Here is a 26,750-nt window from a genome sequence, read left to right as displayed (position 1 = left end):
ATAACAAAATCGTTATATAACCTTCACGTTATGAAACTACCATAGATGTTCACACGTTGCAATTGTCTTTTCCAAAAAATTAAAGTATTCTAAATGACGTTGTGATAATAGGTGTCCGTGAAATAACTTCTCTCATATAATGCGGCGTTTGATCTTCGTGAGACTCGGAGGTCAAAGTCAAAAATAGTATAGAGAGGTGTGTTCTTTTGGAAAAATTGAATACGATAAAACAAGATTGGCTCGGCAACGTCCGGGCCGACGTGCTCGCGGGAATCGTCGTCGCGCTCGCACTCATCCCTGAAGCGATCGCGTTCTCGCTCATTGCCGGTGTCGATCCGATGGTCGGACTCTATGCCTCGTTCATCATCGCGATGGTCATCTCAATCGCCGGAGGAAGACCGGCGATGATCTCAGCCGCGACCGGAGCGATGGCGCTCGTCATCGTCTCGCTCGTCGCCGATTACGGCCTGCAGTATTTACTTGCTGCCGGAATCCTTGCCGGAATCATTCAAATCGCGCTCGGTTACTTCGGCATCGCCCGGTTGATGAAATTCATCCCCCGTGCCGTGATGGTCGGCTTCGTCAACGCGCTCGCGATTTTAATTTTCCAGGCGCAGTTGACGAATTTCGAAGGTGAGAGCTGGATCATCTGGGCGCTTGTCGGCGGATCGCTCGCCATCATCTTCTTGTTCCCGCGCATCAATAAAGTCATCCCAGCGCCGCTCGTCGCCATCGTCGTCATGACGATTCTAGCGGTCACGCTCGGGCTTGAAACGAAAAACATTAGCGACATGGGCACGATCTCAGCTACGCTCCCGGAATTTCTATTCCCAAACGTCCCGTTGACGTTTGAGACGTTGATGATCATCCTCCCTTACTCGATTTCCCTCGCTTTCGTCGGATTGATCGAGTCGCTTCTTACCGCACAAATTGTCGACGACATGACCGGCACGGATTCGAATAAGAACCGCGAGTCGAAAGGACAAGGCATCGCCAACATCATCGCCGGCTTCTTCGGCGGGATGCCAGGGTGCGCAATGATTGGCCAATCGGTCATTAACGTTTCGTCCGGAGCAAGGGGGCGTCTGTCGACGTTTGTCGCCGGACTCGCCTTGTTCATCATGATTATGACGATGAGTGACATTTTGATGCTCATCCCAATCGGTGCCCTCGTTGGGGTCATGTTCTTCGTCTCGTACGCGACGTTCGATTGGGGATCGCTTAAAGGACTTCGCACCGCCCAAAAATCCGACACAGTCGTCATGCTCGTCACGGTACTCGTCACCGTCTTAACGCACGACTTGTCGCTCGGTGTGTTCGCCGGGATTTTAACGGCAGCCATCCTCTTTGCAGCCAAAATCTCGAAAGTCGAGCTCGACCGAAACGTAGAGCAACATCACGTTCACTACACAGTGAACGGCCAACTGTTCTTCGCCTCGACATCAGAGTTCGTGACCCGGTTTGACATTGAAGAAGACGTGGAAGCCGACATCAAACACGTGACGATCGACTTCGCGAACACGCACCTTTGGGACGACTCGGCCATCGGTGCCATCGATAAAGTTGTTTTCAAATATCGCGCGGCCGGCATCGAACCGAGACTGTTAAACTTAAATAAAGACTCAGAAAAATTGCTCAATACGCTCGCGCTACACTTAAAGCAACAAGATGCGCACGCTGGGCATTGATGAATTTTCTGTTCGTCACATTGTTCAATCGCATATACTAAAAAGAGACGGTTTCAAAGAGGAGGACTTGTATGGGAAAGGTGTTTATCGCGGCAGACGGTTCTGCCCACTCGAAACGTGCGCTTGAAAAAGCAATTCAACTCGCCAAGGCGTCGGACGCCTCAATCGACCTTGTTCACGTCGTCAGTGCGAAAGAATCAAAAGAAGCGGCGCTCAACTCGACCGGGAAACTCGACCTCGAGACGAAACGAAAGCGTATGTTGCAGCCGCTCTTCGATTTAATTGAGACGGAAGGCATCGATTATGAATACATCGAGCTCCGTGGCGAGCCGGACGTCGAACTCGTAAAATATGCCAACCACGAACCGTATGAATATGTCGTTGTCGGATCGCGCGGGTTAAATGCGTTCCAAGAGTTCGTGCTCGGTAGCGTCAGCCACAAGCTGGCCAAACGGGCGCTTGCCCCTGTCATCATTGTCAAATGAACACATCCCTTTCTCCTTTGCGAGATTGGGATTTTTTGTGTCCGATACAGGAACTGACCGTCGCATGTAGAATGGAATAAAGGATGTTTAAATGAAGGAGGAACTTTTATGGAAATCGCAAATGATTCCAGCATATTATTACTCATCTTATTACCGCTACTCATTTTACAAGTGATCTTGCTGACGTTCGCTTTGATCGATCTATTTAAGCGCAACGAGACGAACGGACCGAAATGGGTGTGGTTGCTCGTCATCTTGTTTATAAACATTCTCGGCCCAATCATTTACTTCCTTTGGGGACGGACGAAACGATGAAGGTGGCCCATCTTACGAAACGGTTCGGTACGTTCACCGCACTCGATGACGTCAGCTTCTCGCTCCGCCCCGGCTGTACATCACTCCTCGGGGAGAACGGGGCCGGCAAGACGACATTATTAAATATGATGGCACGAGTGACGGCCCCGACGACTGGCGAACTGATTGGGCACGACGCGATTCGGATTGGTTACTTACCGCAGCGCCCGGCGCTTTATCCATCGCTCACCCCGGTGGAGACGATTCGTTATGCCGGCGAGCTGACGGGAACGAAGCCGGATGCGCACCAGCTACTTTCGCGCGTCGGTCTTGAGCCGGTCGACCGACCTGCTTCCCAACTTTCTGGCGGAATGCGGCAAAGGCTCGGCATCGCCCAAGCGCTCGTCCACGATCCGGAACTGCTCTTGCTCGATGAACCGGTGTCGGCGCTCGACCCACGCGGCCGTCGCGAGGTGCTCGATCTGTTGAGTGATCTGAAACGCGAGCGGATGATTTTGTATTCGACCCACGTCTTGCCGGATGCCGAGGAAGCGAGCGATTGGGTGTTGTTGCTCCGTCAAGGCAAGCTTCTTATGGAAGGCACAGTTACGGACCTACTTGGGTCGAAGTCGTCGATCCAACTCCGCTTGTTCGCTGACGAGACGACCGAGGACGTTTGGCGAGCGCTACCTGGCGTCGTCCGCGTGACGCGCTCCGGGACGTCGTGGGAACTCGAGACGTCAGCGAAAGACGTGACGGAACAAGCAATCTTGCGAACAATCCTCGAACGTGGTTTGCGTGTCCAATCTCTCCACGTCGGTCATCCGTCGCTCGAGTCACTCTTCTTGGAGGTGAACGCATGAAGACCGCCATCTTTAAACAAGAGTGGAACGAGTCTTGGCGCAACAAACGACTCATTTGGGTCCCTGTCGCACTCATGTTGCTCGCTGCGATGCAGCCGCTCACACTTTATTTCTTACCTGATATTTTGGCAGCCGGCGGTAACTTGCCAGACGGAGCCGTCATCGAGATTCCGACACCGTCTCCAGCCGAAGTACTATTGTCAGCCGGTGAACAGTTACGTCAAATCGGACTCCTCGTCGTCCTATTGTCGGCGATGCATACGTTCAGTCAAGAGCGGACGATCGGGACGCTAGCATGGTTGAAATCACTCAATATTCCAGCGTCACGCATCGTCGTCAGTAAATGGGGACACTATACGCTCCTCGCAACCCTATCGCTTATACTCGCTCAAGGGACGGCCGCCTATTATACAATCATTTTATTCGATTCCTTCGACGTGACCGACTTCTTCGTGTCGACCGGGCTGTTAATTGCGCATTTTATCGTCCAACTGTCCATTTTCTTCTTGTTCGCCGCACTTCTTGAAAGCGGCCTCGTCGCACTCGTCATCACGCTCGGTGGACATCTCGTCTTGTCGCTCCTGATCAGTTGGCTCGAGTGGGACTGGTTACCGTGGCGGCTTGGCAGCTTGTCCGGAGAAGCGCTTCTTTTAGAAGTGGAGCCTCTATGGACGCTCGCGAGCGCGATGCTGCTCATCGGTCTCTGTCTATTCTTCGCATCGAAAGCCTTGCGCTTTTTGAGTAAATCGTCCTGATGTACATCCCAGAAAAATAGGCCCTTTTCAGTCGTTCATCCCACCTCATTTCGGGTATATAATGATTACAAAATAATTCCAATTCTAACGAATGATGGAGGGACATGAATGAAGCGACTTTTATGGATCGTCGGGATCAGTTTCGCCTTGTTCTTACCGAACACCGTCGAGGCCGGGTTCGAGACGACGCCGGCCGGGACCGTCTACACCGCAGCGGATGGAACACTGTTGACAGGATGGCAAACGATTGATGGGAAGACATATTACTTCGATCCAAACGGGATCATGGTCACAGGATGGCAAGTGATTGAGCAGGCTACATACTATTTTCATCCCGATGGCGTGCTTGCAACCGGATGGCTCGCCCTCGAAGGGAAACGGTACTTCTTTCATACAAGTGGAAAGATGACGACCGGTTTTCAGACAATCGAGGGGAAAACTTACTTATTCGGTAGTGACGGTGTAATGCGGAAAGGTTGGCAGACGGTGGCCGGCAAACAGTACTTTTTCCATTCGACCGGCGTCATGTTGACCGGATTCTGGACCGTCTCCGGCAACCGGCACTACTTCGCCCCGAACGGTGTATTGTTAACCGGTTGGCAGACAATCAACGGGACGCGGCACTATTTGTTCGCTGACGGCATCATCCGACCCGGCATGTACACCGTGAGCGGACAGAAGTATCTGTTCCTCGCCAATGGAAAGATGGCCACAGGTTGGCAGACGTATGGGACGAACGTCTATTATTTCGGGACAGACGGCGTGCGTCGTCACGGTCTCCAGACGATCGGTGGGAAAGTATATGGCTTACATCCGACGTACGGCTACCGATTACGTGGCAAGCAAAAGCTCGACGGTGTCACATATCACTTCCATTCGACCGGCGTCCGGGAAACGGGATGGAAATATACGACCCAATATGAATATTACGCACCAGCACTCACGAAGAAGACCGACTGGCAACTAATCAAGGGCAACTGGTACTTTTTCGACACGTCTGGTGTGATGTATAAAAACAAGCGCGTCGGTAACGCCTCCTTTAACAGCAGCGGCGCCTACGCCCCTGCTCTATCCGTCTACAAGATGAACGTGCCGCTCTATCGTCAGTTTCCGATGGGGTATCCATCTGGTTGTGAGTTCTTTTCCCTCAAGATGGCGCTCGAGAAAAAAGGACGGGTCGTCAGCGCCGAGACGCTGTATCGAGAGATGCCAAAGAGCATGTGGAACGCCCGCTACGAAAATCGGTTATACCGCTGGGTCGACCCGAACGTCATGTTCACCGGTGACCCGAAAGGCACGCTCGGCAAGTACCGAAACTATGGCATCTATCCGAAAGGCATGATCGGTTTCTCAAGCAAATATCGTCCCGTGAAAGATTTGTCCGGGCAAGGGCTCGCCTCGATTGAGCGTGAGCTGTCACTCGGCAATCCGGTCATCGTCTGGGCGAGCGTCGATTTTAAGACGCCGTATGGCTATTTCAACTGGTACACGGCGTCGAACCAAAAGTTCACCGGCTTCTTAAACTATCACGTCATGCTCGCGACGGGCTATGACAAAAACAATCTTTATATCAACGACCCGTACCGAGGGCGTCTCACCATCCCGAAATCACGAGTGAGCGCGGTGATGGGGGCGACCGGATGGAAGGCGTTATCTGTTCGCTAATACTCGAGCCAGACGTTTACACGTCTGGCTCTTTTTAGGTATTCCGAACCATTCAAAGAAATATAATTTCCTATTTTTAATAAAATATATTGAATTTAAAATACAAAATGTTACACTTCAACTAAATGAGTAAAGCGCTTACATTTTCTTAAGGAGGAATTTATATGAAGAAATGGATCGGAGGCGTTGCCGCCTTGACACTCATCACCTCGTCGCTCGTCATGCTCGAGACAGATGCAAACTCAGTTCCGAAGAAGCCGAAAGTCGAACTCGGCGTTGAACGGCTTATGGACGACACGTCGCTTCTCGACGGGAAACGCGTCGGCCTAATCACCAACCCGACCGGTGTCGATTCGTCGATGACGAGTATCGTCGACTTGTTCCATAACGCCGACAGCTTCGAACTGACGGCGCTCTATGGTCCAGAACACGGCGTACGCGGCGACGCACAGGCCGGGGCCACCGTCAGTTCCTATATCGACGAAGTGACCGGACTCCCTGTGTATAGCCTATACGGCGCGACGCGGAAACCGACACCGGAGATGCTCGCGGACATCGACGTCCTCGTGTTCGATATCCAAGACGTCGGTACGCGCTACTATACGTACATCTATACGATGGCGTATGCGATGGAAGCGGCAGCCGAGAATGATATCCCGTTCGTCGTCCTTGACCGGCCGAATCCGCAAGGAGGGCTCCGCGTCGATGGACCCGTACTCGACCCGGCCTATTCAAGCTTCATCGGGCTATACCCGATCCCGCTTAAACACGGCATGACCGTCGGCGAACTCGCCCGCTTGTTCAACACGGAGTATCAGATTCAAGCCGACCTCGAAGTCGTCAAGATGAAAGGCTGGAAACGGTCGATGCTGTACGAAGACACGGGCCTCCCGTTCGTCATGCCGTCACCGAACATGCCGACGACCGACACGGTCAATGTCTATCCGGCGACCGGGCTATTCGAAGGGACGAACCTATCGGAAGGCCGCGGTACGACGAAGCCGTTCGAGTTGATTGGCGCACCGTACATCAAAGCACACGAGTACGCCCAAACGTTGAATGACCTCGACCTTCCTGGCGTCACGTTCCGCGCCGCCTCGTTCACACCGACGTTCTCGAAGAACGCGGGCAAACTGTCGCACGGCGTCGAAGTATATGTCACGGAGCCGACGAAGTTTGAAGCGGTCAAGACCGGCATCGCCATGGTGAAGACGGCGCATGACTTGTATCCGGACGAGTTCGAGTTCCTCGCGAACGATTTTATCACCCGTCTGACCGGGAATGCGTACGTGAAGGACATGATCCTTGCTGGTGAGTCGCTCGAGGCGATTATGGCAAAAGTCGATGTCGAGCGTGACGCATTCTTACCGATTCGGAAAGAATATCTATTATACAAATGATATGAAGGCAGGCTCATATGAGTCTGTCTATTTTTGTAATGAAATGGTAATGCCCACAATTACCCTTTTCGATATATTATAAAGGTAAATTACTTGAAAAGGAGCCATCCCCCTTGAAAAAACCAATCGTCCTTCTCACTTCCGCCGCCCTCGCGGCGATGCTCACGTTCACCCCGTCAACGTCCTCGTTGCCACTTGAACCGGCAACGGTCGAAGCCGCCTATACAGAAACCGCCATCAATACGAAAGGGAGCGTCACCGGCATCAGTCAATTACCGGTCCGGAAGACCCCGTCGCTATCGGCGGCACGGCTCGGTCTCATCCCACGTGACGGCACGATGACGGTGCGGACGTCGTTCAACGTCAATGGGACGCCGTGGTATAAGATTCAATGGGGCGCCGGATTCGCCTACGTCCCTGCCGCTTATGTGAAGTTGTCGACAGCGGAGGTCGCCTATTCGAAAACGGCGTACGTCTCCCCATCGAGCGTTTACTTGAAGTCGGGCGCCTCGACCGTCTCGTCGAACCTCGCCTTCCTCCGCCAAGGCACGACGTTCGAGACGATCAGCTACCGTTACACCGGCTCGACGCGTTGGTACAAAGTGAAGGTCGGGACACAGACCGGCTACTTGATGGCAAAACACGTCACGTTCACCGCGCCTGTGACCGTTTCTGTGTTGAGCGAGACGAACAAGGAGCGTCAAGCGGCCGGCCTCTCGGTGCTCGGGGCCTCAGCGGAAGCGAACCGCGTCGCCCAAGTCCGGGCCGATGAGATGGCGCGCACCGGTCAGTTCTCGCACCAGCTTCGTGAGAACGGAAGCCCGGGTGACACGCTCGACGCCTACAACGTGAGCTATCGCGGTTGGGGCGAGAACATCTACATGGGGTCAAGCGACCCGGCGACAGCTGTCCGAGCATGGATGAACTCGAGCGGCCATCGCGCCAACATCTTGAACGCCCGCTTCACCCATCTCGGGACAGGTGCCGCAAAAAATGCGCAAGGCCAGACGATTCACGTCCAAGTGTTTTTGACTAAATGAAAAACGGGCTCATGATGAGCCCGTTTGATTTAACGACGATCGTTTTTCAAGCTGTCCAGGTTCTGTTGTGCCTGGCCAGTCTTTTCTTTTGCGGTGCCTTTCAACTGGTCTTTTTGACCTTCCCGTTTTAAGGAACGGTCGTCGGTCGCTTTCCCAAGACCTTCTTTCGCTTTCCCTGCTGCTTTATCAAGAGCACCTTCTATTTTCTTACCAAGTCCGTCTTTACTCATCGAGCATTCCTCCTTGTAGTATCCTGTCTAATTTATGTACCACTCGGAGGAAAACTCAAACATAGTGTTCTTTGACGAGTACACGAAAACGCGGGCGCACCGTCAGTTCGATCGTCGTCACCGTCCGCTCTCGGTCCTCGTTCATGACGATCAATAGCTCCCCATGGTCACGCCGGTCCTCAAGCACCTCCACTTTTCCGACCGTACGCAACAGTTGGTAATAGATGAGCTCGCCATTCGCATCTTTCACGTTCACCTCGAACTCGTGATAGCTCGGCGAGACTTTAAAATAAAATGACTCGCTGCCGTTTGTGAATCGGAATACCGACTCATCGTAATAAAACGGTAACGTCGCGTCCATCCGCTTCGGCTCGACCGTACAAAATAGTGACCATGCCATTTCGTCCGGAAATTTTTCGCCTGATTCTTTATTGAACTGCCACCCTTTCATGGGAATCCCTCACTTCATCATCCGTTAATTGTCTGAATACTCCGACTATTAAACTTTCGACGAGATGCGACACTTTCCTGCATGTGGCGTTAAAATCATTTGTCTCTTTTGTGTCCGTCCTTTCCTCAAATAAAAAGAGACGGGACGAACCCGTCTCTTTTTAGCGTTGCAACGTCGGTACGACTTTCTCAAAGAAGACTTCGACAAGCATCGGGTCGAACTGTTTCCCCGCCTCTTCTCGGATGACGGCGAGTGCTTCCTCGACCGTCTTCGCTTTCCGGTACGGTCGCCCCGTCACCATGACGTCAAACGTGTCCGCGATGGAGATGATCCGCGAGGCGATTGGGATGTCATATGAGCTAAGACCTTTCGGATAGCCTTTCCCGTCCCAACGTTCGTGATGAGCGAGGACGATTTCGGACAGTGTGCCGTACTCCGGCACCGTGCTTAATATGTTATAGCTCACTTCCGGGTGGCGTTTAATTTCTCGCCACTCGGCGTCAGTAAGCGGTCCTGTCTTATCGAGAATCTCATTGCTGATGGCGACTTTCCCGATGTCATGGAGCGTCGCTGCGGCACGCAATTCGCTTACCTCTGAACTCGTAAAGCCCATCGCGATCCCGAGTTTCTCGGCGAGTTCGGCCACACGTGTCGAGTGCGCTTCTTCTCGCGGGATTTTCTCGTACAGTGTTCGCATGATCAGTTGAATCGAATGATGACGTCGGCTCTGCTTTTCCGAAACTTTATGGTGATACATCCGGTCTTCCGCCAAGTTGAACACTTCGGCGATAGATAGCGTCTCATCTTGCTTCACCGCTTCACCGAATGAAGCGGAAATCGGGAGGCCTTCAATCGACTTTGCTAAAAATTGCCGGCTCAACCGGTCAGCTAACTGTTTTGCCTCGGTCGCGTCCGTATTCGGTAAGATAATGACGAACTCATCTCCACCGATTCGCGCGACCGTATCTTTGCCACGGACCTCACGTTTTAAAATGTTGGACGCTTCAATAAGCAAACGGTCCCCGACCATATGACCGAAAGCGTCGTTCGTCAATTTTAGCCCGTTAATGTCGACAACGATGAGCGCGAGTGGATAATACGCTGGCTCGTCATACGTCACGAGCACTTCGTCAAAATAACGACGGTTTTTCACGCCGGTCAATTGATCGTGATAACTGAGATACTCAATCTCCATCTCGTACTTTTTCTTCTCGGTTACGTCCCCGATATAGCCATGCCAGAGCACGTGACCTTCCCCGATTTTCTCTGGACGGGACGAGCCTAAAATCCATGTGATTTGACCATCGGGTCCGATCACACGGAACTCGGCGTCCCAAATTGTCAACTGGCGATAAGACTCCTCGATGCTTGCCATGACTTGTGGATAGTCTTCCGGATGAATCGTCGCAAACACAATATTGGCGTCTCGCTGGACGTCTTCTGCGAGCACACCGGTCAATTCTTCAAACCCTCGGCTAAAGAATGGGAACGAGAAAGAACCGTCCGGTCGAAGCTCAAATTGATAAATTGCACCTGGTACCTGGTTAGACAACTTGGTGAGCAGTCGGTCACGTTCTGCGAGTTCTTCCTCGAGCTGGACACGCTCGGTCACATCTTTTGCGACGGCATAAATATAGTTCGCCTGGACTTTGCAGTGCCATTCAATCGAACGATAATCGCCATCGACCGTTCGATAGCGATTGACGAAGCGGTAAAGTTCTTGCCCGGTCTCAAGCTGTGCGAACGCTCGATCTGTTTTTGCCAGATCTTCCGGATGAACGAGGCCAATGAAATCCATATTCTCGAGCTCATCCATCGAGTAGCCGAGCACGCGCTCCCACGCGGCGTTCAAGTGAAGTACCTCATGACTTTGGAGTGAAAGGATACACTCTAAATCGACCGTCGCAAAGCTCTCGAACATGGATTCTTTCGCTTGTCCTGTCTGTTGATCGGATTTCGTCATCTGCTCTAGAATGTGGTGGATGTAGAGGTCGACGAGGCCGAGTCGATTCGGCTTGTAATCCCCTTGCATGACAATCGTCAAGTCCCCGTATAAGACACCGTCTTTCTCAATTTTGAACAAGATGATTTGACCCAGGTCGAAGATACGGACCAAGTTTTTGACTAGGCGCCGCGACAAGCGATTTTCAATCAACTGCTCGACTCGGTCAAACACGATCGGATTTTCCGCCTGCATCATCCGCACGCGTTCCGGATAGACGCCCCACTTCTTCCCCACCGGATGAAAGCCTAAAATGTCGAGACTCCGTTCAATCGTCTCGTTCATCCCGCTCAAGGCGACCGTCGAGTACGTCAGCCCGTCTTCTTCAATCAAGTTCAAGGCGACCGCCTTCGCCCCTGTGAAGTCACGGATTTGATCTAAAAAGTGTTGATTGATGAGTAACTCCCGCCCCGTCGACATGAAGCGATTATTGACGTTCACGAGTTGTTTCAATGCATTGTTCTCTTGGACGTGCGGCGTGATATCGTGGAAAATCGTCGAGACGTAGCCTGCTCGTTCGCTAAAGACCGACAGCTCATACCACGCTTTATTCCGTCGCGAGTAGTGCTCGAACGTAATCGTCTCCCCGCTATTGACGGCTCGGGCGACCTGAACGATCCACTCACGCTCGCTATATTCAAAGTCTTTCAATAGCTCTGTGATCACACTGCCGATGAAATGATCGCGTTTCACTTTCATGATCTTCTCGAACGCTTCATTCACTTCTACAAATTCGTAATCGATCGGCTCCGAAGCCGCGTCATAGATCACTTTGAACTCGACGTAGCCTTGGGGCATATGGCGCAACAACGTATGGTACGGTGTAAGGTTGCGATTTGTCACGTCATTTCCTCCTAAGCTGCATACTTTTTATATAGTTTACCCCATTTTTCGCATTTTCCCTATATTTACCGATTGAATAATGCGCGATATTTGTTTGTTAAGTTTTCGTTAAGAAGTACACGAAAAGTTGAACCGCTCAAGCGTTCTTGTTAGACTGATGTCGGTAATCGATATCGAAATTCGATTTTAAGGAGTTGATGATGATGGAAGACCGCGTCCTTCGGAAGCTCTTCCTCGGCTTCATCCATATCCACATCTTGCACCATGCCGCCGAACATCCGGTGTACGGTGCCTGGATGGTCGAAGAGCTCCGTGAACACGGCTATGCGATCAGTGCCGGCACGCTCTATCCGATTTTACACGGGATGGAGAAAGACGGTTTGCTCATCCGCACGAATGAGAACGTGGACGGCCATATCCGAAAGAACTACACGACGACCGAAAAAGGGCTCGTCGTCTTGGCGGAAGCCCGCCAAAAAGCGCATGAACTGTTTAAAGAAATAAAGGAGTGACACCACATGGAAAAACAACGTGTAACGCTCAAGACGTTACTCGAGATTTTATTCGTCTCGACCCGACTCGGCTTGACGTCGTTCGGGGGACCGATCGCCCACCTCGGCTACTTCCACGAGGAATACGTCAGACGCCGCAAATGGATTGACGAGAAGGCGTACGCCGACCTCGTCGCCCTCTGTCAGTTTTTGCCCGGACCAGCAAGCTCTCAAGTCGGTATCGGGATTGGCATCGTCCGAGGTGGGATTCTCGGCGGCATCACCTCATTCATCGGCTTCACCGCCCCGTCGGTCATCGCGCTCATCGTGTTCGCCTTGTTCGTCTCCGGGCTTGACGTCTCGGATGCCGGTTGGCTGTACGGATTGAAAGTCGTCGCCGTCGCCATCGTCGCCCACGCCATCCTTGGGATGGCCGGAAAGCTCACACCGGACGCGAAGACCCGGACGATTGCCTTCTTCGCCCTCGCTGGTGTATTGCTCGTCCAGACGGCGTATAGCCAAGTGCTCGTCATCATTCTTGCTGCGTTGGTTGGGTTCTTGCTATTCAAGCCGCAAAATTTGGACGTCAAATCGGCGACGTTCCCGCTCTCGAAACGACTCGGGGCGGCGCTCCTCGGACTGTTTGGGGCACTTCTCGTCATCTTGCCGATTTTGCGCGAGACGATCGAGAATCAATCACTCGCGATGTTTGATAGCTTTTACCGGGCCGGAGCGCTCGTCTTCGGCGGCGGACACGTTGTCTTGCCGCTCCTTGAGCGTGAGCTCGTCCCGGCCGGATTCTTGAGCGAAGAGGCGTTCCTTGCCGGTTACGGGGCGGCCCAAGCCGTTCCAGGACCGCTGTTCACGTTCGCATCATACCTCGGGACTGTCATCAACGGGGTGCCGGGCGGGTTGCTCGCGACGTTCGCTATCTTCCTGCCGGCGTTTCTCCTTATCCTCGGGGCGCTCCCGTTTTGGAACGCGCTACGCCAGAATCCGAAAGTCGGCGGTGCTCTCATCGGGGTAAACGCGGCCGTCGTCGGGATTTTGATTGCGGCGTTCTATCAACCGATCTTCACGAGCACGGTGAACGGTGTCGTCGACTTCGTCTTCGCCGGGTTGTTGTTCGTCATGATCGCCTATTGGAAATTGCCACCTTGGTCACTCGTCATCGCCGGCGTCATCGGCGGCTCGATGATCGGGATGTTGTAACGAATGGGACCTTTCGGGGTCCTTTTTTTATTTCCTGTTTTGCTCCACTTTCGTTTGGAAAATGTTAATCGTTTGAAACTTTTTCTAGCTGTCGTCTCGTTATACTGAAAGATAGATTCTTTCAACAATAGGGAAACGTACGAAAGGAAGTGGGAGCATGCAACCGTTGCGCCACTCAAACTATATGCCCGGTCTGGACGGACTGCGCACGTTCGCCGTCCTCGCGGTCATTTTATTTCATGTAAACACACCATACATAACCGGGGGCTTCCTCGGGGTCGACGTTTTCTTCGTCCTGTCCGGCTATTTGATCACAGGCATCTTGATTCGCGAATGGGCGAACGCGGGCCGACTCGATTTGAAACGCTTCTATATCGCCCGGTTCCGGCGGCTGTTGCCGGCACTCATTTTCATGCTTTCGGTCGTCATGACGGTCGTCTGGTTGTTCGAACCGGACTTGCTCAATACGGTGCGGCAAGATACCCTCGCCGCGCTCGTCTATGTGAACAACTGGTGGTACGTCTTCCATGACGTCTCGTACTTCGAGAGTTTCGGGAAACCGTCGCCGCTTCAAAACTTGTGGTCACTCTCGATCGAGGAGCAGTTCTATCTCGTCTGGCCGCTCTTGCTCCTCATCGGCTTGAAGTCGAAACGGCGTCTGCTTCAAGTCGTTTCGGTCATGCTCGTCGCTTCAGCGGCTTGGATGGCGTTCAACTTCACGCCAGGCGTCGACCCGAGCCGCGTCTATTACGGGACGGACACGCGTCTGTTCGCCCTCCTCGTTGGAGCGCTACTCGCCTTCGGTTGGCAACCGGACGCGTTCAAACGAGAGATGCCAGACATCGGGCGCCGCATCTTGAACATGGGTGGCGGCATGGCGCTACTCAGCCTCCTCGTCATCATGACGGCTGCGAGTGCGTATGGCACGTTCCTCTACTATGGCGGGTTCTTACTCGTCGCCTTGGCGTCGGCTATCTTGATCGCCGCGACGGCCCATCCGTCGACCGTTTGGTCCCGTCTGTTCGGCAGCAAATGGATTCGTCTCATCGGGACCCGGACGTACGGCATCTATTTATGGCACTATCCGGTCATCATCTTGACGACCCCGATTGCGCAAATCGGCACGTTTGAACCGCTCCGTGCGCTCGGACAAGTCGCGTTGACGCTCGTGATTGCCGAGTTGTCGTACCGGTTCATCGAGACGCCGGTACGACAACTCGGCTTCAAAGGGGCACTTCAGTCGTTACGCCCTGCGCTCTCGCCTGGCCGACTTGCGGCGGTCAGTGTCGCGACGGCCCTCTCGCTCGTCCTCGTCGGCAACTTGTCAATTCTCGCCTTCAGTGGGACGAATGAGCGGACCGAGGAGATTCCGATTGTGAAACCGAATCCGGCACCTGAACCGCCTCCAGAACAAGCGGAGGAGGATACCGAACAGCCAATTAATACATGTCCGCCAGCGCTTGCAATCGGGGACTCGGTCCTCCTCGGGTTGAACGAGTATCTCGGCAGTGCGTTCCCGAACATGAAAATTGATGCTGAACTGGGGCGTCAGGTGCGCGACGCGCAAGACGTCGCAATGTCATATCAAACATACAATTCCCAGGGACATGTCGTCTTCCTTCATCTCGGGACGAACGGGGCCTTCAAAATGGAGCAGCTCGACACGTTGATTGAGCAGTTCGAAGACGCGGACCGTATCTATTTGATTAACACGCGTGTGCCGCGTCCGTGGGAGCAAGAAGTGAACGACAAACTGAGACGTGCCAGTGCGTCTCGAGATAACGTCACGCTCATCGATTGGCACGAGGCATCCACTGGCAAAAACGACTACTTCGAAGCTGACGGTGTCCATTTGACGATTGATGGCGCCGAGGCGTTCGGCCGATTGCTTGAAGAAGAGATTGGCTGTACCAGTGAAAAATGACCTAGCATAGTCGCTAGGTCATTTTTATGGGCGCCACTTCCAGCGCAAATAGTTGAGGAACAGCTTGACGTAGGCGAGCTGTTCGCGGATGACATATTTCGGTTTAACTGAAGTCGGTGTCGACGCACCGAGCCCGTCCGTTTGAAGTCCGAAATAGAGTCGCCCGACGAGCCTGGCCCGGCGGACGTGGAAGTCGTTCGTGACGACGGTGACCCCCGGTTCTCCGTCCCAAATCGCCCGGCTAAAATAAAAGTTCTCGTACGTCGACGTCGAAGCGTCCTCGACATGGATACGCGTCCGATCGATACCGAGACGAATGAGCTCGCGCTCGATGACACGCGCCTCGGCCATCCCTTCGTCCGGTCCTTGGCCACCGGTCGCAATCAGCTCAACGTGCGGGTGATGCTTCGCGTAATCCGCCGCCACATTGATTCGGTTTCGAAGCGCCTTTGACGGATGGATCCCGTTCACTTTCGCCCCGAGGATGAGGACGTAGCGATACGTCCCATCTGCTTGTCGTCTCATTCACGTGCACCTGCCTTTAGCTGTAATTATATCATTCGACTGATACGTTTTTGTTACAGAAGCAACAGCAAATATATGGTAGAATGAGTATCGGATTAATTTGAATCGAAGGAGTATCCCAGATGCAAAACTTGAACCGCGTGCCCGATGACCGGATTCGGCAACGGCGCGTCAATCGACATAAATCAACGAAGCTCATCCTTCATACAATCATCGTTCTCGGATTTTGTGCTTTCTTGGTCGGAGGGGCCTATTTGACCCTAACTTCGGAAAAGCGTGAAGTGTCCGATATGGAGAACCGAAAACTGGCCGGCCCACCGGTCGAACTGACCATCGAGAACGTCATGTCAGGCGCCTATATGAAGAGCGTCGAGTCGTACGTGACCGACCACGTCGTCAACCGCGACAGTTGGATTAGCCTACACGCATTCCTTTCAAAGGACTTGTTCCGACAAACGGTGAAAAACGGGATTTACGTCTCGGCTGACGGGACGATGGAGTCCCCGATGAAAGAACCGGTCGACTCACAGCGATTGCTCGATGACCTCTCGACATTTACAAGTTCCATGAACGAATCAGGCGTCGACGTCTATTTCGGACTCGCTCCGAACAAGGCCTCGATGGTCGATGTCGGTCCGAACATGCCGGATTATATGGGCAATGACGCGCCGAAAATCTTCAAAGACGTTCGGGACGGGCTCGCGAGCGTCGAAGGGATGACGGTCATGGATTACCGGAAACCGTTGAACGCAGCGGATCGGTTGAGTGACGTCTTTTATAAGACCGACTACCATTGGAATATTCACGGCGCCTATCTCGCCTATGCGCAGACGGTGAAACAAATCGCCGCTGACCACCCGGAAGTCGGGGAACCGCTGAAACCAGGCGAACTCCGGACAAAAACGCATGAACGTCCTTATTACGGCTCGTACGCCCGTAGCACGACGCTACAGTACGTGAAAGACGGTGATTCGTTCGAGTGGCTCGAACCGAAAGCCGGTTACACGCCGAACAACATTTGTTACAACCGCTCAGAGACGTGCGGCGGGAACTTGATTAACAAGAAACCGCTTCAGGCAGAAGAAACGTACACAGAGATGTACTCGCTCTTCCTCCACCGTAACTGGCCGATCATCACGATGGACCAAGAGACTCCGAAGAACGACACGCGCACGCTCATCTTGAAAGATTCGTACGCGAACCCGATGCTGACGCTGTTGCCGGAGCATTTCGGCCACTTGTCCGTCATCGACATCCGTCACTTTGACGAGTCATCGATTGAGACGTATGTGAAACAGAACGATATCGACGTCGTCTTGTTCATCCATAATGTCAACCTCGGTGAGTTTATCCCGCTCTATCATGAGAAATTGAATGATTGACTTATTGACGAACCGACTCGCCTTTCGCGAATCGGTTCGTTTTTTTAATGAATTAAAAGGACTTACGGTATATCTCCGTCTTGTTCGCATCGCGCCAACGGATGAACGCAGTCAACAAAATGAAAAACGCAACGTATATTACGTTGCGTCTTCGTTAGAACCGGAAATAGATGAACGGGTTGAAGCTGCTCGCGACGATGTACGATACGGCGAAGATGAAAATCGTCGCCATGAAGCCGAGCCGCATGAAGCCGGCCATATAGTTGACCCACAGCTTCTTGCTGTCTTGCTCGAGGCGGAGCACCTTCTCACCGAACTGTTTCGGGAGCGGTGTCGCCGCGATCATCGCGATGACAAGGATAACCCCGTACTGCACGAAGTAGAACATCGCCTCGCTATCCCATACCGGCGCCCCGTTCAAGTTGAACATGGCCGATAAGTAGGATAATGCATAAGGGAAGTCGTCCGCCCGGAAGAACACCCAGCCGATAATGACGACAAACAGCGTGAACGCATGCGCGAGCGGTGCCGGGAGCGCTTTGAGCCACGCCCCGAGGAACGCGCGCTCGAGCATGATGAAGAGCCCGTAATACGCACCCCAGGCGATGAACGTCCAGCTCGCCCCGTGCCACACGCCTGTCAAAATCCAGACGATGGCGAGGTTTCGATACAGCTTCCACGCACTGCCACGGTTCCCGCCGAGCGGGATATAGACGTAGTCGCGGAACCAACTGCCGAGCGAGATGTGCCAGCGCCGCCAAAACTCGGACACCGATTTCGAGATGTACGGATAGTTGAAGTTCTCGAGGAAATGGAACCCAAACATCCGGCCTAGCCCGATGGCCATGTCGGAATATCCGGAGAAATCAAAGTAGATTTGAAGCGAGTACGCGATAATCCCGATCCAGGCGAGCCCCATCGACATCTCACCCGCATTTTGCGAGAAGATTTGATCGGCGACGTAGCCGGCGTTGTTCGCGAGGAGCATCTTCTTCGCGAGCCCGATGACGAATCGCTGAATCCCGCTCGCGAAGTCGTCCATCGTCTCTTTCCGGTCGTTAATCTCATCGGCGACCGTCTGATAGCGGACAATCGGTCCGGCAATCAGTTGCGGGAAGAGCGAGATATAGAGCGCGAGGTCGAGCGGGTTGCGCTGTACTTTCCCGTCTTTCCGGTACACGTCGATGACGTAACTCATCGCTTGGAACGTGAAGAACGACACGCCGATCGGAAGCGGGATTTTCGGGTCGGTCAAATCAAGCCCCGTGATGGCGTTGACGTTCTCGATGATGAAGCTCGTGTACTTGAAGACGGACAAGAGCAACACGTTCCCGGCGACCATGCCGGCGACGAGCCACTTCGCCTTCTTCTTGTTGTCACGATTGTTGTCGACGAGTAAGCCGAACGCATAGTTCATGACGATCGAGGCGAGCATGACCGCCGTGTAAATCGGCTCGCCCCATGCGTAGAACAACAGACTCGCGACGAGCAGCACCGTGTTCTTCAAGAAACGCGGCGAGACATAATAAAGAATTAAGACAATCGGTAAAAACCAAAATAAAAAGATCGTCGAACTGAAGAGCATGATTTTCCTCCTCTCTTAGAAAAATAAAAAAGACTGCCCCGAGGGACAGTCTAAAGCCATCAACGCGTGAAGCGTTCGACGATTGCGTCGACGATGCGGCGTGACGCCTCCCCGTCCCCGTATGGGTTAGACGCTTTCGCCATCAATTGGTGCGCCGAAGCATCTGACAACAACTCATCGGCGAGGCCGAAGATGACTTCTTCCTCGACACCGGCGAGTTTGAGCGTGCCAGCCGCCACACCTTCCGGACGTTCCGTCGTGTCACGAAGGACAAGGACCGGTACGCCGAGCGATGGCGCTTCTTCTTGCACGCCACCTGAGTCCGTCAAGATGAGGTGTGAGCGTGACGCGTAGTTGTGGAAATCGAACACGTCGAGCGGCTCGATCAAGTGGACGCGGTCGAGGTCGTTTAAGATCTCACCGGCAAGTTCCCGAACGATCGGGTTCATGTGGACCGGATAGACGACTTCGATATCATCGTACTTCTCGATCAAACGGCGCACGGCGCGGAACATATTGCGCATCGGCTCGCCGAGGTTCTCACGACGGTGTGCCGTGAGCAAGACGAGACGTTTGTTCTCAGCCGTGATCGTGTTGAGCAACGCGTTGTCGTAATCGTCTTGGACGGTCGTCTTGAGCGCGTCGATCGCCGTGTTGCCCGTGACGAAGATGTCGGCTTCTTTCTTGTTCTCACGGAGCAAGTTATCAGCTGACGTCTCGGTCGGTGCGAAGTGAAGGTCCGCCATGACGCCCGTCAATTGACGGTTCATCTCTTCCGGGTACGGCGAGTACTTGTTGTACGTACGAAGGCCTGCTTCGACGTGCCCGATTGCGATTTGGTTATAGAACGCAGCGAGTGACGCGGCGAACGTCGTCGTCGTGTCCCCATGGACGAGGACGATGTCTGGTTTCGCTTCCTTCATGACTTCATCAAGCCCGTGAAGGACGCGCGTTGTCACATCGAAGAGCGTTTGGTTCTTCTTCATGACGTCAAGGTCATAGTCTGGAGTGATCTTGAAGAGCTGGAGTACTTGGTCAAGCATCTCCCGATGTTGGGCTGTGACAACGACGATCGGTTCGATCCCTTCACGTTGTTTGAGCTCCAAGACGAGCGGAGCCATTTTGATTGCTTCAGGACGTGTACCGAACACGGTCATAACTTTAATCATACAGATTCTCCTTTGAGGGGTTTTCGCGGCAAGATAATTGTTTCACCAATGTCGTTTTGGTCGACAATCGTCGTCCGTTGCGCCATCTTCTGTTGCTTGAACTCAGATTGACGCTTCGAATCGAGCGTGCGGAACCATTTTAAGAACTTCATGTACTCGTCGGCCACTTCGTCGACCGGCCCATACTCGCGAATCTCACCGTATTCGAGCCAGATCGCCTGCGTACAGAACTGACGGACTTGCGACACCGAGTGACTGATGAAGAAAATCGTCTTGCCTTCGTCTTTAAACTCGTTCATCTTAACGAGACAGCGGTCGGTGAACGTCTGGTCCCCGACCGAGAGCGCCTCGTCGATGACGAGGATGTCTGGGTCGATGTTGATGGAGATGGCGAAGCCAAGCCGCGATTTCATTCCGCTCGAGTACGTTTTGACCGGTTGGTCGATAAAGTCGCCGATGTCGGCGAACTCGATAATTTCCGGGGTAATCGCTTTGATTTGATGCTTGTCCATCCCGAGCATGAGACATTTCAGCTCGATGTTCTCCATCCCCGTCAAGTTGCCGTTTAGGCCTGACGAGATGGCGATGAGCGACGGTTTCCCGCGCAACTCGATTTTACCGTGCGTCGGCGGGATGACGTCCGATAACAAGTTCGACATCGTCGACTTGCCGGAGCCGTTTATCCCGAGAATGCCGACGACCTCGCCCGGCGGGACTTCGAACGTGACGTTACGGAGCGCATAGAATTGCTTCCCGTTCGCCCGGTTGAACAATACTTCTTTCAGTTTATCACTTTGTTTCCGGTACAACGTGTACCGTTTTGATACGTTTTCAAACTTCACTTGGTAGCTCATACGTCACCGCTCCTTAAATGTAGTCAATGAAGTAGCGACGGAAACGGACGTGAATCGCCGACCCGATCAAGAACGTCACGAGCGTGAAGCCCCAGAAGTAGAGGCCGTAGCCCACGTTCTGCATGAGCCAATCCGTTCCGAGGAACATCGACCGGTACCCTTCTACCAAATAATAGAGCGGGTTGATCATGAGAATCGTTTCGAGCTTTCCAGTCGGTTGCCAGAAGATAGGGAGTAAATAAAGCATCATCCGAATAATTTGTGACAGCAAATTTTGAAAGTCGCGGATAATCGTGGCCAGTGCCGACGTCAACAGCGAGAACGCGTATAAGAACGCGAGCGCACTGAGGAGCAGGTACGGCAAGAACAATATGTTCCAGCCTTCACTGATGCCAAACGCCATCATCAAGATGAACGCGATCGCGACCATTGCCACGTGTCGGTACAGTTCCGACAAGATGACGTACGCCGGGATCGTGCTGATCGGGAAACTCATCTTCGAGACGAGTGCGATCTTCGAAAAAACGGATCGAGAACCACTGACGATGGCCGGTCCAAAGAAGAACCATGGCACGATTCCTGAGACGAGCCATGGTAGGAACGGGACATCACCAACGTCTCGACCCGCACGAAGACCGAACCCGAAGACGAGCCAATAGATCGCAATTTGGATGATGGGCGTAATGATTTCCCACAAGTATCCGAAGTACTGCATCGAATAGCGACTTTTCGTTTCATATAGAGAGAGTCTCACGATTAAATAGAGACTCTCCCATAGTTCGATGAATACTTGCTTCGAGGCTTTGATCATAGCGGGCACCTAACGGATTAGGCCAACGTCACTTTCCCGTTGACGTATTCGTACAAGTTTCCGTAATTCACAACCGCAAGGTCGCTGTCATCGGCCTTCACGATGTTACGTGTGTCAAAGATCATCGGACGGTTCATCGCCGCGTTCAACTCGCTGAAGTCGAGCGCTTTAAACTCGTTATGGTCAACGAGGACGAGGACGAGGTCCGCATCTTTGATTGCTTCTTCTTTCGACACGAGGTCGAAGTGTTTTGATGACGAGACTTCGACATGTGGGTCGTGGACGGCCACGTTCATGCCTTGCTCGAGCATCAATTCGATAATCTCGACAGCCGGGCTTTCACGCATGTCGTCGACGTTCCCTTTGTACGTCACGCCGAATGCGGCGATTTTTGCCTCAGGCTGGTCTGAAACGAGCTTCTGCACGTTCTCGACGACGTAAGCCGGCATCGAGACGTTCGTGTCGCGTGAGAGCTTGATGATCTTCGCAAGCTCAGGCTGTTTCGCCACGATGAAGTACGGGTCGACCGCCAAGCAATGTCCGCCGACACCAGGGCCTGGGCTGTGAAGGTTGACGCGCGGGTGCTTGTTCGCCATCTCGATGACGTCAAGGACGTTGATGTCGAGAGCGTTACACACTTTGGCGAGTTCGTTCGCGAGGGCGATGTTCACATCACGGAACGTGTTCTCCATGAGTTTCGACATTTCAGCCGTCTTCGCGTCCGTCTTGATGATTTCCCCTTTTACGAACGTGCCGTATACGTTTGCACCGGCGTCCGCACAAGCTGGCGTGATGCCACCGACGATACGGTTGTTGTGCACGAGCTCATGAAGGATTTGTCCTGGGAGGACACGCTCTGGACAGTGGACGAGGAAGATGTCCTCACCGACGACGAAGCCTGCTGCTTCGACGAGCGGCTTGACATGGTCGTCCATCGTACGTGGCTCGATTGTCGACTCGACGATGATGACGTTACCCTTCTCGACGTATGGAAGGACGCGTTTCGTCGCTTCGAGTACGTATGTGAGGTCACACGACTTATGCTCGTCATCATTGTTCGGTGTCGGAACGGCGATGATGAACGCGTCCGCTTTCTCCGGCTCGAGTGAGGCGTGGAACTTGCCTTTCGCGACGACGTCTTTTACGACGTCTCCGAGGCCTGGCTCTTCGATGTGGATTTCACCACGGTTCAATTTATCGACAACTGACTGATGAATGTCCACACCGACGACGTCGACGCCGTATTGGGCGAAGACCGCAGACGTTGGGAGTCCAATATATCCTAATCCGATCGTACATACTTTCATAGTTGAGATTACCTCCATAGATTAGTGACAGGTGTCACTGAATATTGCTTAACATTTCATATTGTTTAGGATTTTACCAAAAATCAAACCCATTATACTCCTGATCCGATTTATTAAGCAATTACATTTTCATGACAAAACGGGATTACATCGGGCGGACCGCTCGTACGTTCGTACCGAGCACGTATTCCGTACTGAGCGCTGCCGCACGCACATCCCCTACACTATAGCAAACTTCAGGCAATAATGACCAATTCGAAACGGAAACGTTTGCGAACGTTAAGCGGCGGAACATATCTTCGGTTACGACTTCTTTCAATTTTGCCCGCGTAAACGGGTTTAATAGGTAGACACGGATAATGGCCGTGTCCGGATACGTCGCGATGAGTTCGCCTGCTTGTTCGAGTTTGTCGCCGATGATGACGGCACGTGTCGCGGCATGTTGGTTCAAGACACTGTACGAAAAGTACGATAGCTCGGTCGCAAGTTCGCGGATGGCCTTACGTTCATTCGGCTCATCGCGATAGTACAGGCTCATCATCGACGTCTGAGCGTCAATTTTTCGTTCGATTAAGCGTCGCGTCGGTTCGTCCGCCTGTTCGAGCAAGGTGTTGAGCGCCTCGATGACCTCGAGCCGTTGTTTGATTGAGAAGTCGTAACTCTGCGTTTGTCTTGAGACGGATTGGTCACGCACTTGACGATAATAAATGGCTTCGGTGTCCGGCGCAAGTAGCTCGACGCGCGGGGTAAACGTAGCGAAGAGCGTCGAGAAGTAGACGACGTCTTCCCCGCTCTTCAAGTGCGGCGCATACATTGTACGCTTCGCATAGACGGACGGGACGAGTTTACATGCGTTTAGCGTCAACAGTTGGGACATTTGTTCGTACGTCCAGTCCTGTTCAGCTAGCCGTAGAAACTCACGATGGAGCGGAGACGTGAGCGGGTTCCCTTCTGCGTCACGGTCCTGGATGTCGGCGATGACGACGCGATCGGGGAGCGCCCGTTCGAACAGCTTCTCGACATACGCTTCGCTCAGCGTATCGTCTTCGTCTAAAAACGTCACGTATTGACGGGTCGCCGTCTCGAGCCCTCGGTTTCGAGCGACGCCCACGTTCGCCTCTTCTTCGAGCAGACGATGGACGGTGACGTCTTTTCCGTAAGACAAGCTCGCGTCATAGAGTGCCTGTCGGTTCGGTCCATTAAAGACGAGCACCCATTCGACGAGCGACGGATGAAGCGTTTGCCGCTCGAGCGAGGCGAGGCACGTCTGTAGATGCTCCACCGATTCGTGCGAGGCGACGATGACACTGACACCGCGCGCGGTCGGTCCTTCTAAACATACAGGAAGTCGTAACGGTTGAAACCGTTCCTCGACGGTGCGTGCCCACGCCCTCTTCTCGGTTTGAATCGTCGTCAATTCTTCTTCGTACCCGTTCATGACGATTGACCTTCCCGCTCGATTTTCGCGACGAGCTTCCCGGCGACGGGGATTGCTTTCGCCCGTTCGATGATTTGGGTGAGACGTTTCACTTCCGCTTCAATTGCTTCGCGCTTTTCTTTCTCGCTTGCAACTTCTTTCCGCCACTTGTCAGCATTCGCTTTCGCCTGGCGGACGTCCCGCTCGAGCTCTTTCATCTTTTGGATTGTGTTTTCTTTCCCGCGGATATGTTTCGCACCCTCTTCGAGCACGTCTTGTTTCACCGCTTCAATCTGGTCGGTCAAAGCTTGCAGTTGTTCCCGTAAAAATGCATTCTCACGTTCGACATACTCAACTTGTTGACGATCCATGACGATTTCCTCAGCTTTCTATGACCCACGACCCCATCTTAATCCGGACGGTGTGTTGGTCGTTTTGGAATTTGAACGCTAACTTGATGAACTTTGCCTCAACTTCTTTTGGAATGCGGTGACGAATTGTGTTGACGCCTGGCCGGAGCTCATGGCTGAACGCCGTCTTTTTCAAATTCTTCTTCGCATCGTATTGCATGATGTACAGCTCAATCGGTGTCACGTCTTCAGACAACAGCTCAATCGTGCCATCGAGGTCGATGTACGGCGCACTGCCGAGCATCGCGTCTTTTTGGAACTCGGTCGAAGGGACCGCGCTGAAGCTCTGATTGAACAGTTGCAAATAGCCGTTCTCCCCGTTCAATGGCGCCACTTCGAGATGGGCGACGAACTGTTCTTCCGTCAACGTGAACAAGTCAGCGTTGAACGGGACGAAGTAATGATAGATGAACGGCTTGATTGTAACCGAACGCGGCTTATGTGCTTCCGGCACGGTCAATTCGACCGTCTCCGGCTCAATCTCGGACCCGTCCAACCGAACGGTCCAATTGCGGGCCGTCCACTCGTTCCAAAGCGAGACGTACCCGTGTTCCGGGGCGTCACTCGGTTTGAAGCGTTCACTTACGCTCTGTTCGACACCGAGTCGTGTGTTTACCTCCTTCACTTGTTCTGGCGCGACGTGATCGAGCATGAGTCGCCAGTTGAGTGGCGCCGGCACGATTGTCGGAAGGAGCGGTGAGTCGCTCCATGCGAACGACTCTTTGACGAAATGAAGAGGCTTCTCGCCGAACAACGCATCAAGGGCGAGTTTGACGAGCTGCCCTTGACGACGGGTCTCATACGGCGCCTCGATGATGTGGCGAAGGACGTCCCGGTCAAAGAGCGGCTGGAGAATCGTCATCTCGCGCAAAAAGCCATGACGGGCATACGCGTGAAAATGTTCGACCTTCAAATGGAACCAGGCCGCCTCGAGCCGGCCGCTCCAATCGCGATCCGCCTCTTCTTCGAACAAGTGATTGAGCATTGCCTCGACTTGTTCGCGTTCATCCTCTCCGAATCCTTCAAATGGGCGGATTGCTTTACGTGACAGCTGTTGTTTCGCCTCGTGTTCATCCATGTTGTCTTTCAAGAACACGTGCTTGCCATATAGCCAGTCCGACCCGTGCTTGCCGACCTCGACGTAAGTGTGATTGACGTCACGTCCGGTCGGGATACTCTCATAGGCGGACAAGTTGCCTTCTGTCGCCTCGAACGACGTGGCGAGACGTTGGCTGAGCGAGAGCGTCAGCGTATCCGCTGGTGCCGGGACGACTTCTCGTTTCGCTTCTGGGAGTAGTTCACGGGCGAGCGTCGCCTCGTTTCCTTCCTCATCCGGAACGTGAAGCGTCACGTCTTTCCCGGCTTCGAGGTAAAGTTTCGCGAGCAACACGTCGAGCGCACTCCCAGCGAATGGGATGTTCACAGCTGTCATCGGTACGGCTACAGCGTTTCGTAGTGCCGTGAGCCACGTGACGGTGAAGTCGTCACGGAGTTTAGATGTCCCGCGTGGCAATTCGTCCCATGTCTCGACCGTCACATGCCCGTCGCGTACGACGAGCCGTTCACCGGCAGCGAGACGTTTGACGCCTTCGATACGCGTATTTCGTCCGAAGACGTGGCCGATGTGGCGCATTTGAATGACCGCTTCGGATTGCTCCGTCGACTTGCCCGCCTTGTCTGCCACGTCGACGAGCGACGTCCCGACGACGACCTCGTCTTCCGTGTAATAGACCGGGAGCAGATTGTTGAACGGAACCTCGACCGTAAAGACGTGATCGAGGCGCAAGGCGATGTTCATCCCGTTCGGCTCCTCGCGTGACGGGTCGTAGTGGCCGAGACGCACATCGAGCGGCGTCTCGGAGACGACGTGTGTCAATCCGTCCCGACGTTCGAAATCGAGCGTATGCGTCTTCGCTTCATACATAAACTGGCTCATAATATATCTCC

The 26,750-nt window shown here is 53.3% G+C and carries 24 protein-coding genes; 12 read left to right on the top strand and 12 right to left on the bottom strand.

Annotated elements, in window-relative coordinates; translation table 11 throughout:
• The first annotated feature begins 206 nt into the window (after window positions 1-206).
• The 8 genes from KNP92_RS02660 to KNP92_RS02625 all read left to right on the top strand — a co-directional run bounded on the left by KNP92_RS02660 (window position 207) and on the right by KNP92_RS02625 (window position 8,190).
• A complete protein-coding gene (locus KNP92_RS02660) occupies window positions 207-1,688 on the top strand; it encodes a SulP family inorganic anion transporter (protein ID WP_214836674.1) in 1,482 nt (493 codons plus the stop codon).
• Window positions 1,689-1,759: 71 nt separating this feature from the next.
• Entirely contained in the window at window positions 1,760-2,173 is a 414-nt protein-coding gene (locus tag KNP92_RS02655) for a universal stress protein (protein ID WP_214836671.1), read from the top strand.
• A gap of 108 nt (window positions 2,174-2,281) precedes the next feature.
• The gene (locus KNP92_RS02650) at window positions 2,282-2,488 is read left to right on the top strand and encodes a PLD nuclease N-terminal domain-containing protein (protein ID WP_214836668.1); all 207 of its coding nucleotides are present in this window, start codon (window positions 2,282-2,284) and stop codon (window positions 2,486-2,488) included.
• Window positions 2,485-3,330 (top strand): ABC transporter ATP-binding protein, encoded by an 846-nt coding sequence (locus KNP92_RS02645; protein ID WP_214836665.1) that lies wholly within the window; start codon window positions 2,485-2,487, stop codon window positions 3,328-3,330. The genes KNP92_RS02650 and KNP92_RS02645 overlap by 4 nt, the downstream gene beginning before the upstream one ends.
• The gene (locus KNP92_RS02640) at window positions 3,327-4,085 is read left to right on the top strand and encodes a hypothetical protein (RefSeq protein WP_214836663.1); all 759 of its coding nucleotides are present in this window, start codon (window positions 3,327-3,329) and stop codon (window positions 4,083-4,085) included. The genes KNP92_RS02645 and KNP92_RS02640 overlap by 4 nt, the downstream gene beginning before the upstream one ends.
• A 108-nt stretch (window positions 4,086-4,193) precedes the next feature.
• Window positions 4,194-5,750 carry a C39 family peptidase gene (locus KNP92_RS02635; RefSeq protein ID WP_214836660.1) on the top strand — a complete coding sequence of 519 codons (1,557 nt, stop codon included), beginning with the start codon at window positions 4,194-4,196 and terminating at the stop codon, window positions 5,748-5,750.
• Window positions 5,751-5,971: 221 nt separating this feature from the next.
• On the top strand, window positions 5,972-7,150 hold the full coding sequence (locus KNP92_RS02630; protein WP_251136476.1) for an exo-beta-N-acetylmuramidase NamZ family protein: 1,179 nt from the start codon (window positions 5,972-5,974) through the stop codon (window positions 7,148-7,150).
• A gap of 113 nt (window positions 7,151-7,263) precedes the next feature.
• The gene (locus KNP92_RS02625; RefSeq protein ID WP_214836654.1) at window positions 7,264-8,190 is read left to right on the top strand and encodes a CAP domain-containing protein; all 927 of its coding nucleotides are present in this window, start codon (window positions 7,264-7,266) and stop codon (window positions 8,188-8,190) included.
• Between the two features lie 29 nt (window positions 8,191-8,219).
• On the opposite strand, the gene KNP92_RS02620 is transcribed toward KNP92_RS02625, so the two are convergent.
• The 3 genes from KNP92_RS02620 to KNP92_RS02610 all read right to left on the bottom strand — a co-directional run bounded on the left by KNP92_RS02620 (window position 8,220) and on the right by KNP92_RS02610 (window position 11,716).
• Window positions 8,220-8,420 (bottom strand): CsbD family protein, encoded by a 201-nt coding sequence (locus tag KNP92_RS02620; protein WP_214836651.1) that lies wholly within the window; start codon window positions 8,418-8,420, stop codon window positions 8,220-8,222.
• Window positions 8,421-8,475: 55 nt separating this feature from the next.
• Window positions 8,476-8,871: a hypothetical protein gene (locus tag KNP92_RS02615; protein WP_214836648.1), complete on the bottom strand. Its 396-nt coding sequence runs from the start codon at window positions 8,869-8,871 to the stop codon at window positions 8,476-8,478.
• 160 nt (window positions 8,872-9,031) lie between these two features.
• Window positions 9,032-11,716: an HD domain-containing phosphohydrolase gene (locus KNP92_RS02610; RefSeq protein ID WP_214836646.1), complete on the bottom strand. Its 2,685-nt coding sequence runs from the start codon at window positions 11,714-11,716 to the stop codon at window positions 9,032-9,034.
• Between the two features lie 203 nt (window positions 11,717-11,919).
• Here KNP92_RS02610 and KNP92_RS02605 point away from each other — a divergent pair, with 203 nt between their 5' ends.
• The 3 genes from KNP92_RS02605 (at window position 11,920) to KNP92_RS02595 (ending at window position 15,343) form a co-directional block, all read left to right on the top strand.
• Window positions 11,920-12,228 carry a PadR family transcriptional regulator gene (locus KNP92_RS02605; protein WP_214836643.1) on the top strand — a complete coding sequence of 103 codons (309 nt, stop codon included), beginning with the start codon at window positions 11,920-11,922 and terminating at the stop codon, window positions 12,226-12,228.
• A gap of 6 nt (window positions 12,229-12,234) precedes the next feature.
• Window positions 12,235-13,419 carry a chromate efflux transporter gene (chrA, locus tag KNP92_RS02600; protein WP_214836640.1) on the top strand — a complete coding sequence of 395 codons (1,185 nt, stop codon included), beginning with the start codon at window positions 12,235-12,237 and terminating at the stop codon, window positions 13,417-13,419.
• Between the two features lie 157 nt (window positions 13,420-13,576).
• A complete protein-coding gene (locus KNP92_RS02595; protein WP_214836637.1) occupies window positions 13,577-15,343 on the top strand; it encodes an acyltransferase family protein in 1,767 nt (588 codons plus the stop codon).
• Between the two features lie 24 nt (window positions 15,344-15,367).
• Here KNP92_RS02595 and KNP92_RS02590 read toward each other — a convergent pair whose 3' ends face one another.
• Window positions 15,368-15,868 (bottom strand): YdcF family protein, encoded by a 501-nt coding sequence (locus KNP92_RS02590; RefSeq protein ID WP_214836634.1) that lies wholly within the window; start codon window positions 15,866-15,868, stop codon window positions 15,368-15,370.
• Window positions 15,869-15,990: 122 nt separating this feature from the next.
• On the opposite strand from KNP92_RS02590, the gene KNP92_RS02585 reads away from it, so the two are divergent.
• Window positions 15,991-17,250 (top strand): alginate O-acetyltransferase AlgX-related protein, encoded by a 1,260-nt coding sequence (locus tag KNP92_RS02585; protein WP_214836631.1) that lies wholly within the window; start codon window positions 15,991-15,993, stop codon window positions 17,248-17,250.
• A 154-nt stretch (window positions 17,251-17,404) separates the two neighbouring features.
• Here KNP92_RS02585 and KNP92_RS02580 read toward each other — a convergent pair whose 3' ends face one another.
• From KNP92_RS02580 to KNP92_RS02545, 8 genes are all read right to left on the bottom strand, one after another.
• Window positions 17,405-18,835: an MBOAT family O-acyltransferase gene (locus KNP92_RS02580; RefSeq protein WP_214836628.1), complete on the bottom strand. Its 1,431-nt coding sequence runs from the start codon at window positions 18,833-18,835 to the stop codon at window positions 17,405-17,407.
• A gap of 59 nt (window positions 18,836-18,894) precedes the next feature.
• Window positions 18,895-20,004 carry a non-hydrolyzing UDP-N-acetylglucosamine 2-epimerase gene (gene wecB / locus KNP92_RS02575; RefSeq protein WP_214836602.1) on the bottom strand — a complete coding sequence of 370 codons (1,110 nt, stop codon included), beginning with the start codon at window positions 20,002-20,004 and terminating at the stop codon, window positions 18,895-18,897.
• Window positions 20,001-20,858: a teichoic acids export ABC transporter ATP-binding subunit TagH gene (gene tagH / locus KNP92_RS02570; RefSeq protein WP_214836590.1), complete on the bottom strand. Its 858-nt coding sequence runs from the start codon at window positions 20,856-20,858 to the stop codon at window positions 20,001-20,003. The genes wecB and tagH overlap by 4 nt, the downstream gene beginning before the upstream one ends.
• A 13-nt stretch (window positions 20,859-20,871) precedes the next feature.
• A complete protein-coding gene (locus tag KNP92_RS02565; RefSeq protein WP_214836587.1) occupies window positions 20,872-21,669 on the bottom strand; it encodes an ABC transporter permease in 798 nt (265 codons plus the stop codon).
• A gap of 17 nt (window positions 21,670-21,686) precedes the next feature.
• Entirely contained in the window at window positions 21,687-22,976 is a 1,290-nt protein-coding gene (locus KNP92_RS02560; RefSeq protein WP_214836585.1) for a nucleotide sugar dehydrogenase, read from the bottom strand.
• A 145-nt stretch (window positions 22,977-23,121) separates the two neighbouring features.
• Entirely contained in the window at window positions 23,122-24,414 is a 1,293-nt protein-coding gene (locus KNP92_RS02555; protein WP_214836582.1) for a glycosyltransferase family 2 protein, read from the bottom strand.
• On the bottom strand, window positions 24,411-24,764 hold the full coding sequence (locus KNP92_RS02550; RefSeq protein ID WP_214836579.1) for a hypothetical protein: 354 nt from the start codon (window positions 24,762-24,764) through the stop codon (window positions 24,411-24,413). The genes KNP92_RS02555 and KNP92_RS02550 overlap by 4 nt, the downstream gene beginning before the upstream one ends.
• 10 nt (window positions 24,765-24,774) lie before the next feature.
• A complete protein-coding gene (locus tag KNP92_RS02545) occupies window positions 24,775-26,739 on the bottom strand; it encodes a hypothetical protein (RefSeq protein ID WP_214836576.1) in 1,965 nt (654 codons plus the stop codon).
• Window positions 26,740-26,750: the final 11 nt, after the last annotated feature.

Source organism: Exiguobacterium sp. s122, from assembly GCF_018618475.1.
GTDB classification, from domain to species: Bacteria; Bacillota; Bacilli; order Exiguobacteriales; family Exiguobacteriaceae; genus Exiguobacterium; species Exiguobacterium himgiriensis.
The sequence above is the reverse complement of the archived record's forward strand: the minus strand, read 5'-3'. Positions and strand labels throughout refer to the sequence as shown.

What these genes read in the sequence shown, in the direction of transcription:
- KNP92_RS02545 (WP_214836576.1), bottom strand. Translation starts at nt 26,739, where the DNA reads ATGAGCCAGTTTATGTATGAAGCGAAGACGCATACGCTCGATTTCGAA.
- KNP92_RS02650 (WP_214836668.1), top strand. Translation starts at nt 2,282, where the DNA reads ATGGAAATCGCAAATGATTCCAGCATATTATTACTCATCTTATTACCG.
- KNP92_RS02630 (WP_251136476.1), top strand. Translation starts at nt 5,972, where the DNA reads ATGCTCGAGACAGATGCAAACTCAGTTCCGAAGAAGCCGAAAGTCGAA.
- KNP92_RS02580 (WP_214836628.1), bottom strand. Translation starts at nt 18,835, where the DNA reads ATGCTCTTCAGTTCGACGATCTTTTTATTTTGGTTTTTACCGATTGTC.
- KNP92_RS02655 (WP_214836671.1), top strand. Translation starts at nt 1,760, where the DNA reads ATGGGAAAGGTGTTTATCGCGGCAGACGGTTCTGCCCACTCGAAACGT.
- KNP92_RS02585 (WP_214836631.1), top strand. Translation starts at nt 15,991, where the DNA reads ATGCAAAACTTGAACCGCGTGCCCGATGACCGGATTCGGCAACGGCGC.
- wecB (WP_214836602.1), bottom strand. Translation starts at nt 20,004, where the DNA reads ATGATTAAAGTTATGACCGTGTTCGGTACACGTCCTGAAGCAATCAAA.
- KNP92_RS02640 (WP_214836663.1), top strand. Translation starts at nt 3,327, where the DNA reads ATGAAGACCGCCATCTTTAAACAAGAGTGGAACGAGTCTTGGCGCAAC.
- KNP92_RS02560 (WP_214836585.1), bottom strand. Translation starts at nt 22,976, where the DNA reads ATGAAAGTATGTACGATCGGATTAGGATATATTGGACTCCCAACGTCT.
- KNP92_RS02590 (WP_214836634.1), bottom strand. Translation starts at nt 15,868, where the DNA reads ATGAGACGACAAGCAGATGGGACGTATCGCTACGTCCTCATCCTCGGG.
- KNP92_RS02615 (WP_214836648.1), bottom strand. Translation starts at nt 8,871, where the DNA reads ATGAAAGGGTGGCAGTTCAATAAAGAATCAGGCGAAAAATTTCCGGAC.
- KNP92_RS02635 (WP_214836660.1), top strand. Translation starts at nt 4,194, where the DNA reads ATGAAGCGACTTTTATGGATCGTCGGGATCAGTTTCGCCTTGTTCTTA.
- KNP92_RS02550 (WP_214836579.1), bottom strand. Translation starts at nt 24,764, where the DNA reads ATGGATCGTCAACAAGTTGAGTATGTCGAACGTGAGAATGCATTTTTA.
- KNP92_RS02605 (WP_214836643.1), top strand. Translation starts at nt 11,920, where the DNA reads ATGGAAGACCGCGTCCTTCGGAAGCTCTTCCTCGGCTTCATCCATATC.
- KNP92_RS02595 (WP_214836637.1), top strand. Translation starts at nt 13,577, where the DNA reads ATGCAACCGTTGCGCCACTCAAACTATATGCCCGGTCTGGACGGACTG.
- KNP92_RS02645 (WP_214836665.1), top strand. Translation starts at nt 2,485, where the DNA reads ATGAAGGTGGCCCATCTTACGAAACGGTTCGGTACGTTCACCGCACTC.
- chrA (WP_214836640.1), top strand. Translation starts at nt 12,235, where the DNA reads ATGGAAAAACAACGTGTAACGCTCAAGACGTTACTCGAGATTTTATTC.
- tagH (WP_214836590.1), bottom strand. Translation starts at nt 20,858, where the DNA reads ATGAGCTACCAAGTGAAGTTTGAAAACGTATCAAAACGGTACACGTTG.
- KNP92_RS02565 (WP_214836587.1), bottom strand. Translation starts at nt 21,669, where the DNA reads ATGATCAAAGCCTCGAAGCAAGTATTCATCGAACTATGGGAGAGTCTC.
- KNP92_RS02555 (WP_214836582.1), bottom strand. Translation starts at nt 24,414, where the DNA reads ATGAACGGGTACGAAGAAGAATTGACGACGATTCAAACCGAGAAGAGG.
- KNP92_RS02620 (WP_214836651.1), bottom strand. Translation starts at nt 8,420, where the DNA reads ATGAGTAAAGACGGACTTGGTAAGAAAATAGAAGGTGCTCTTGATAAA.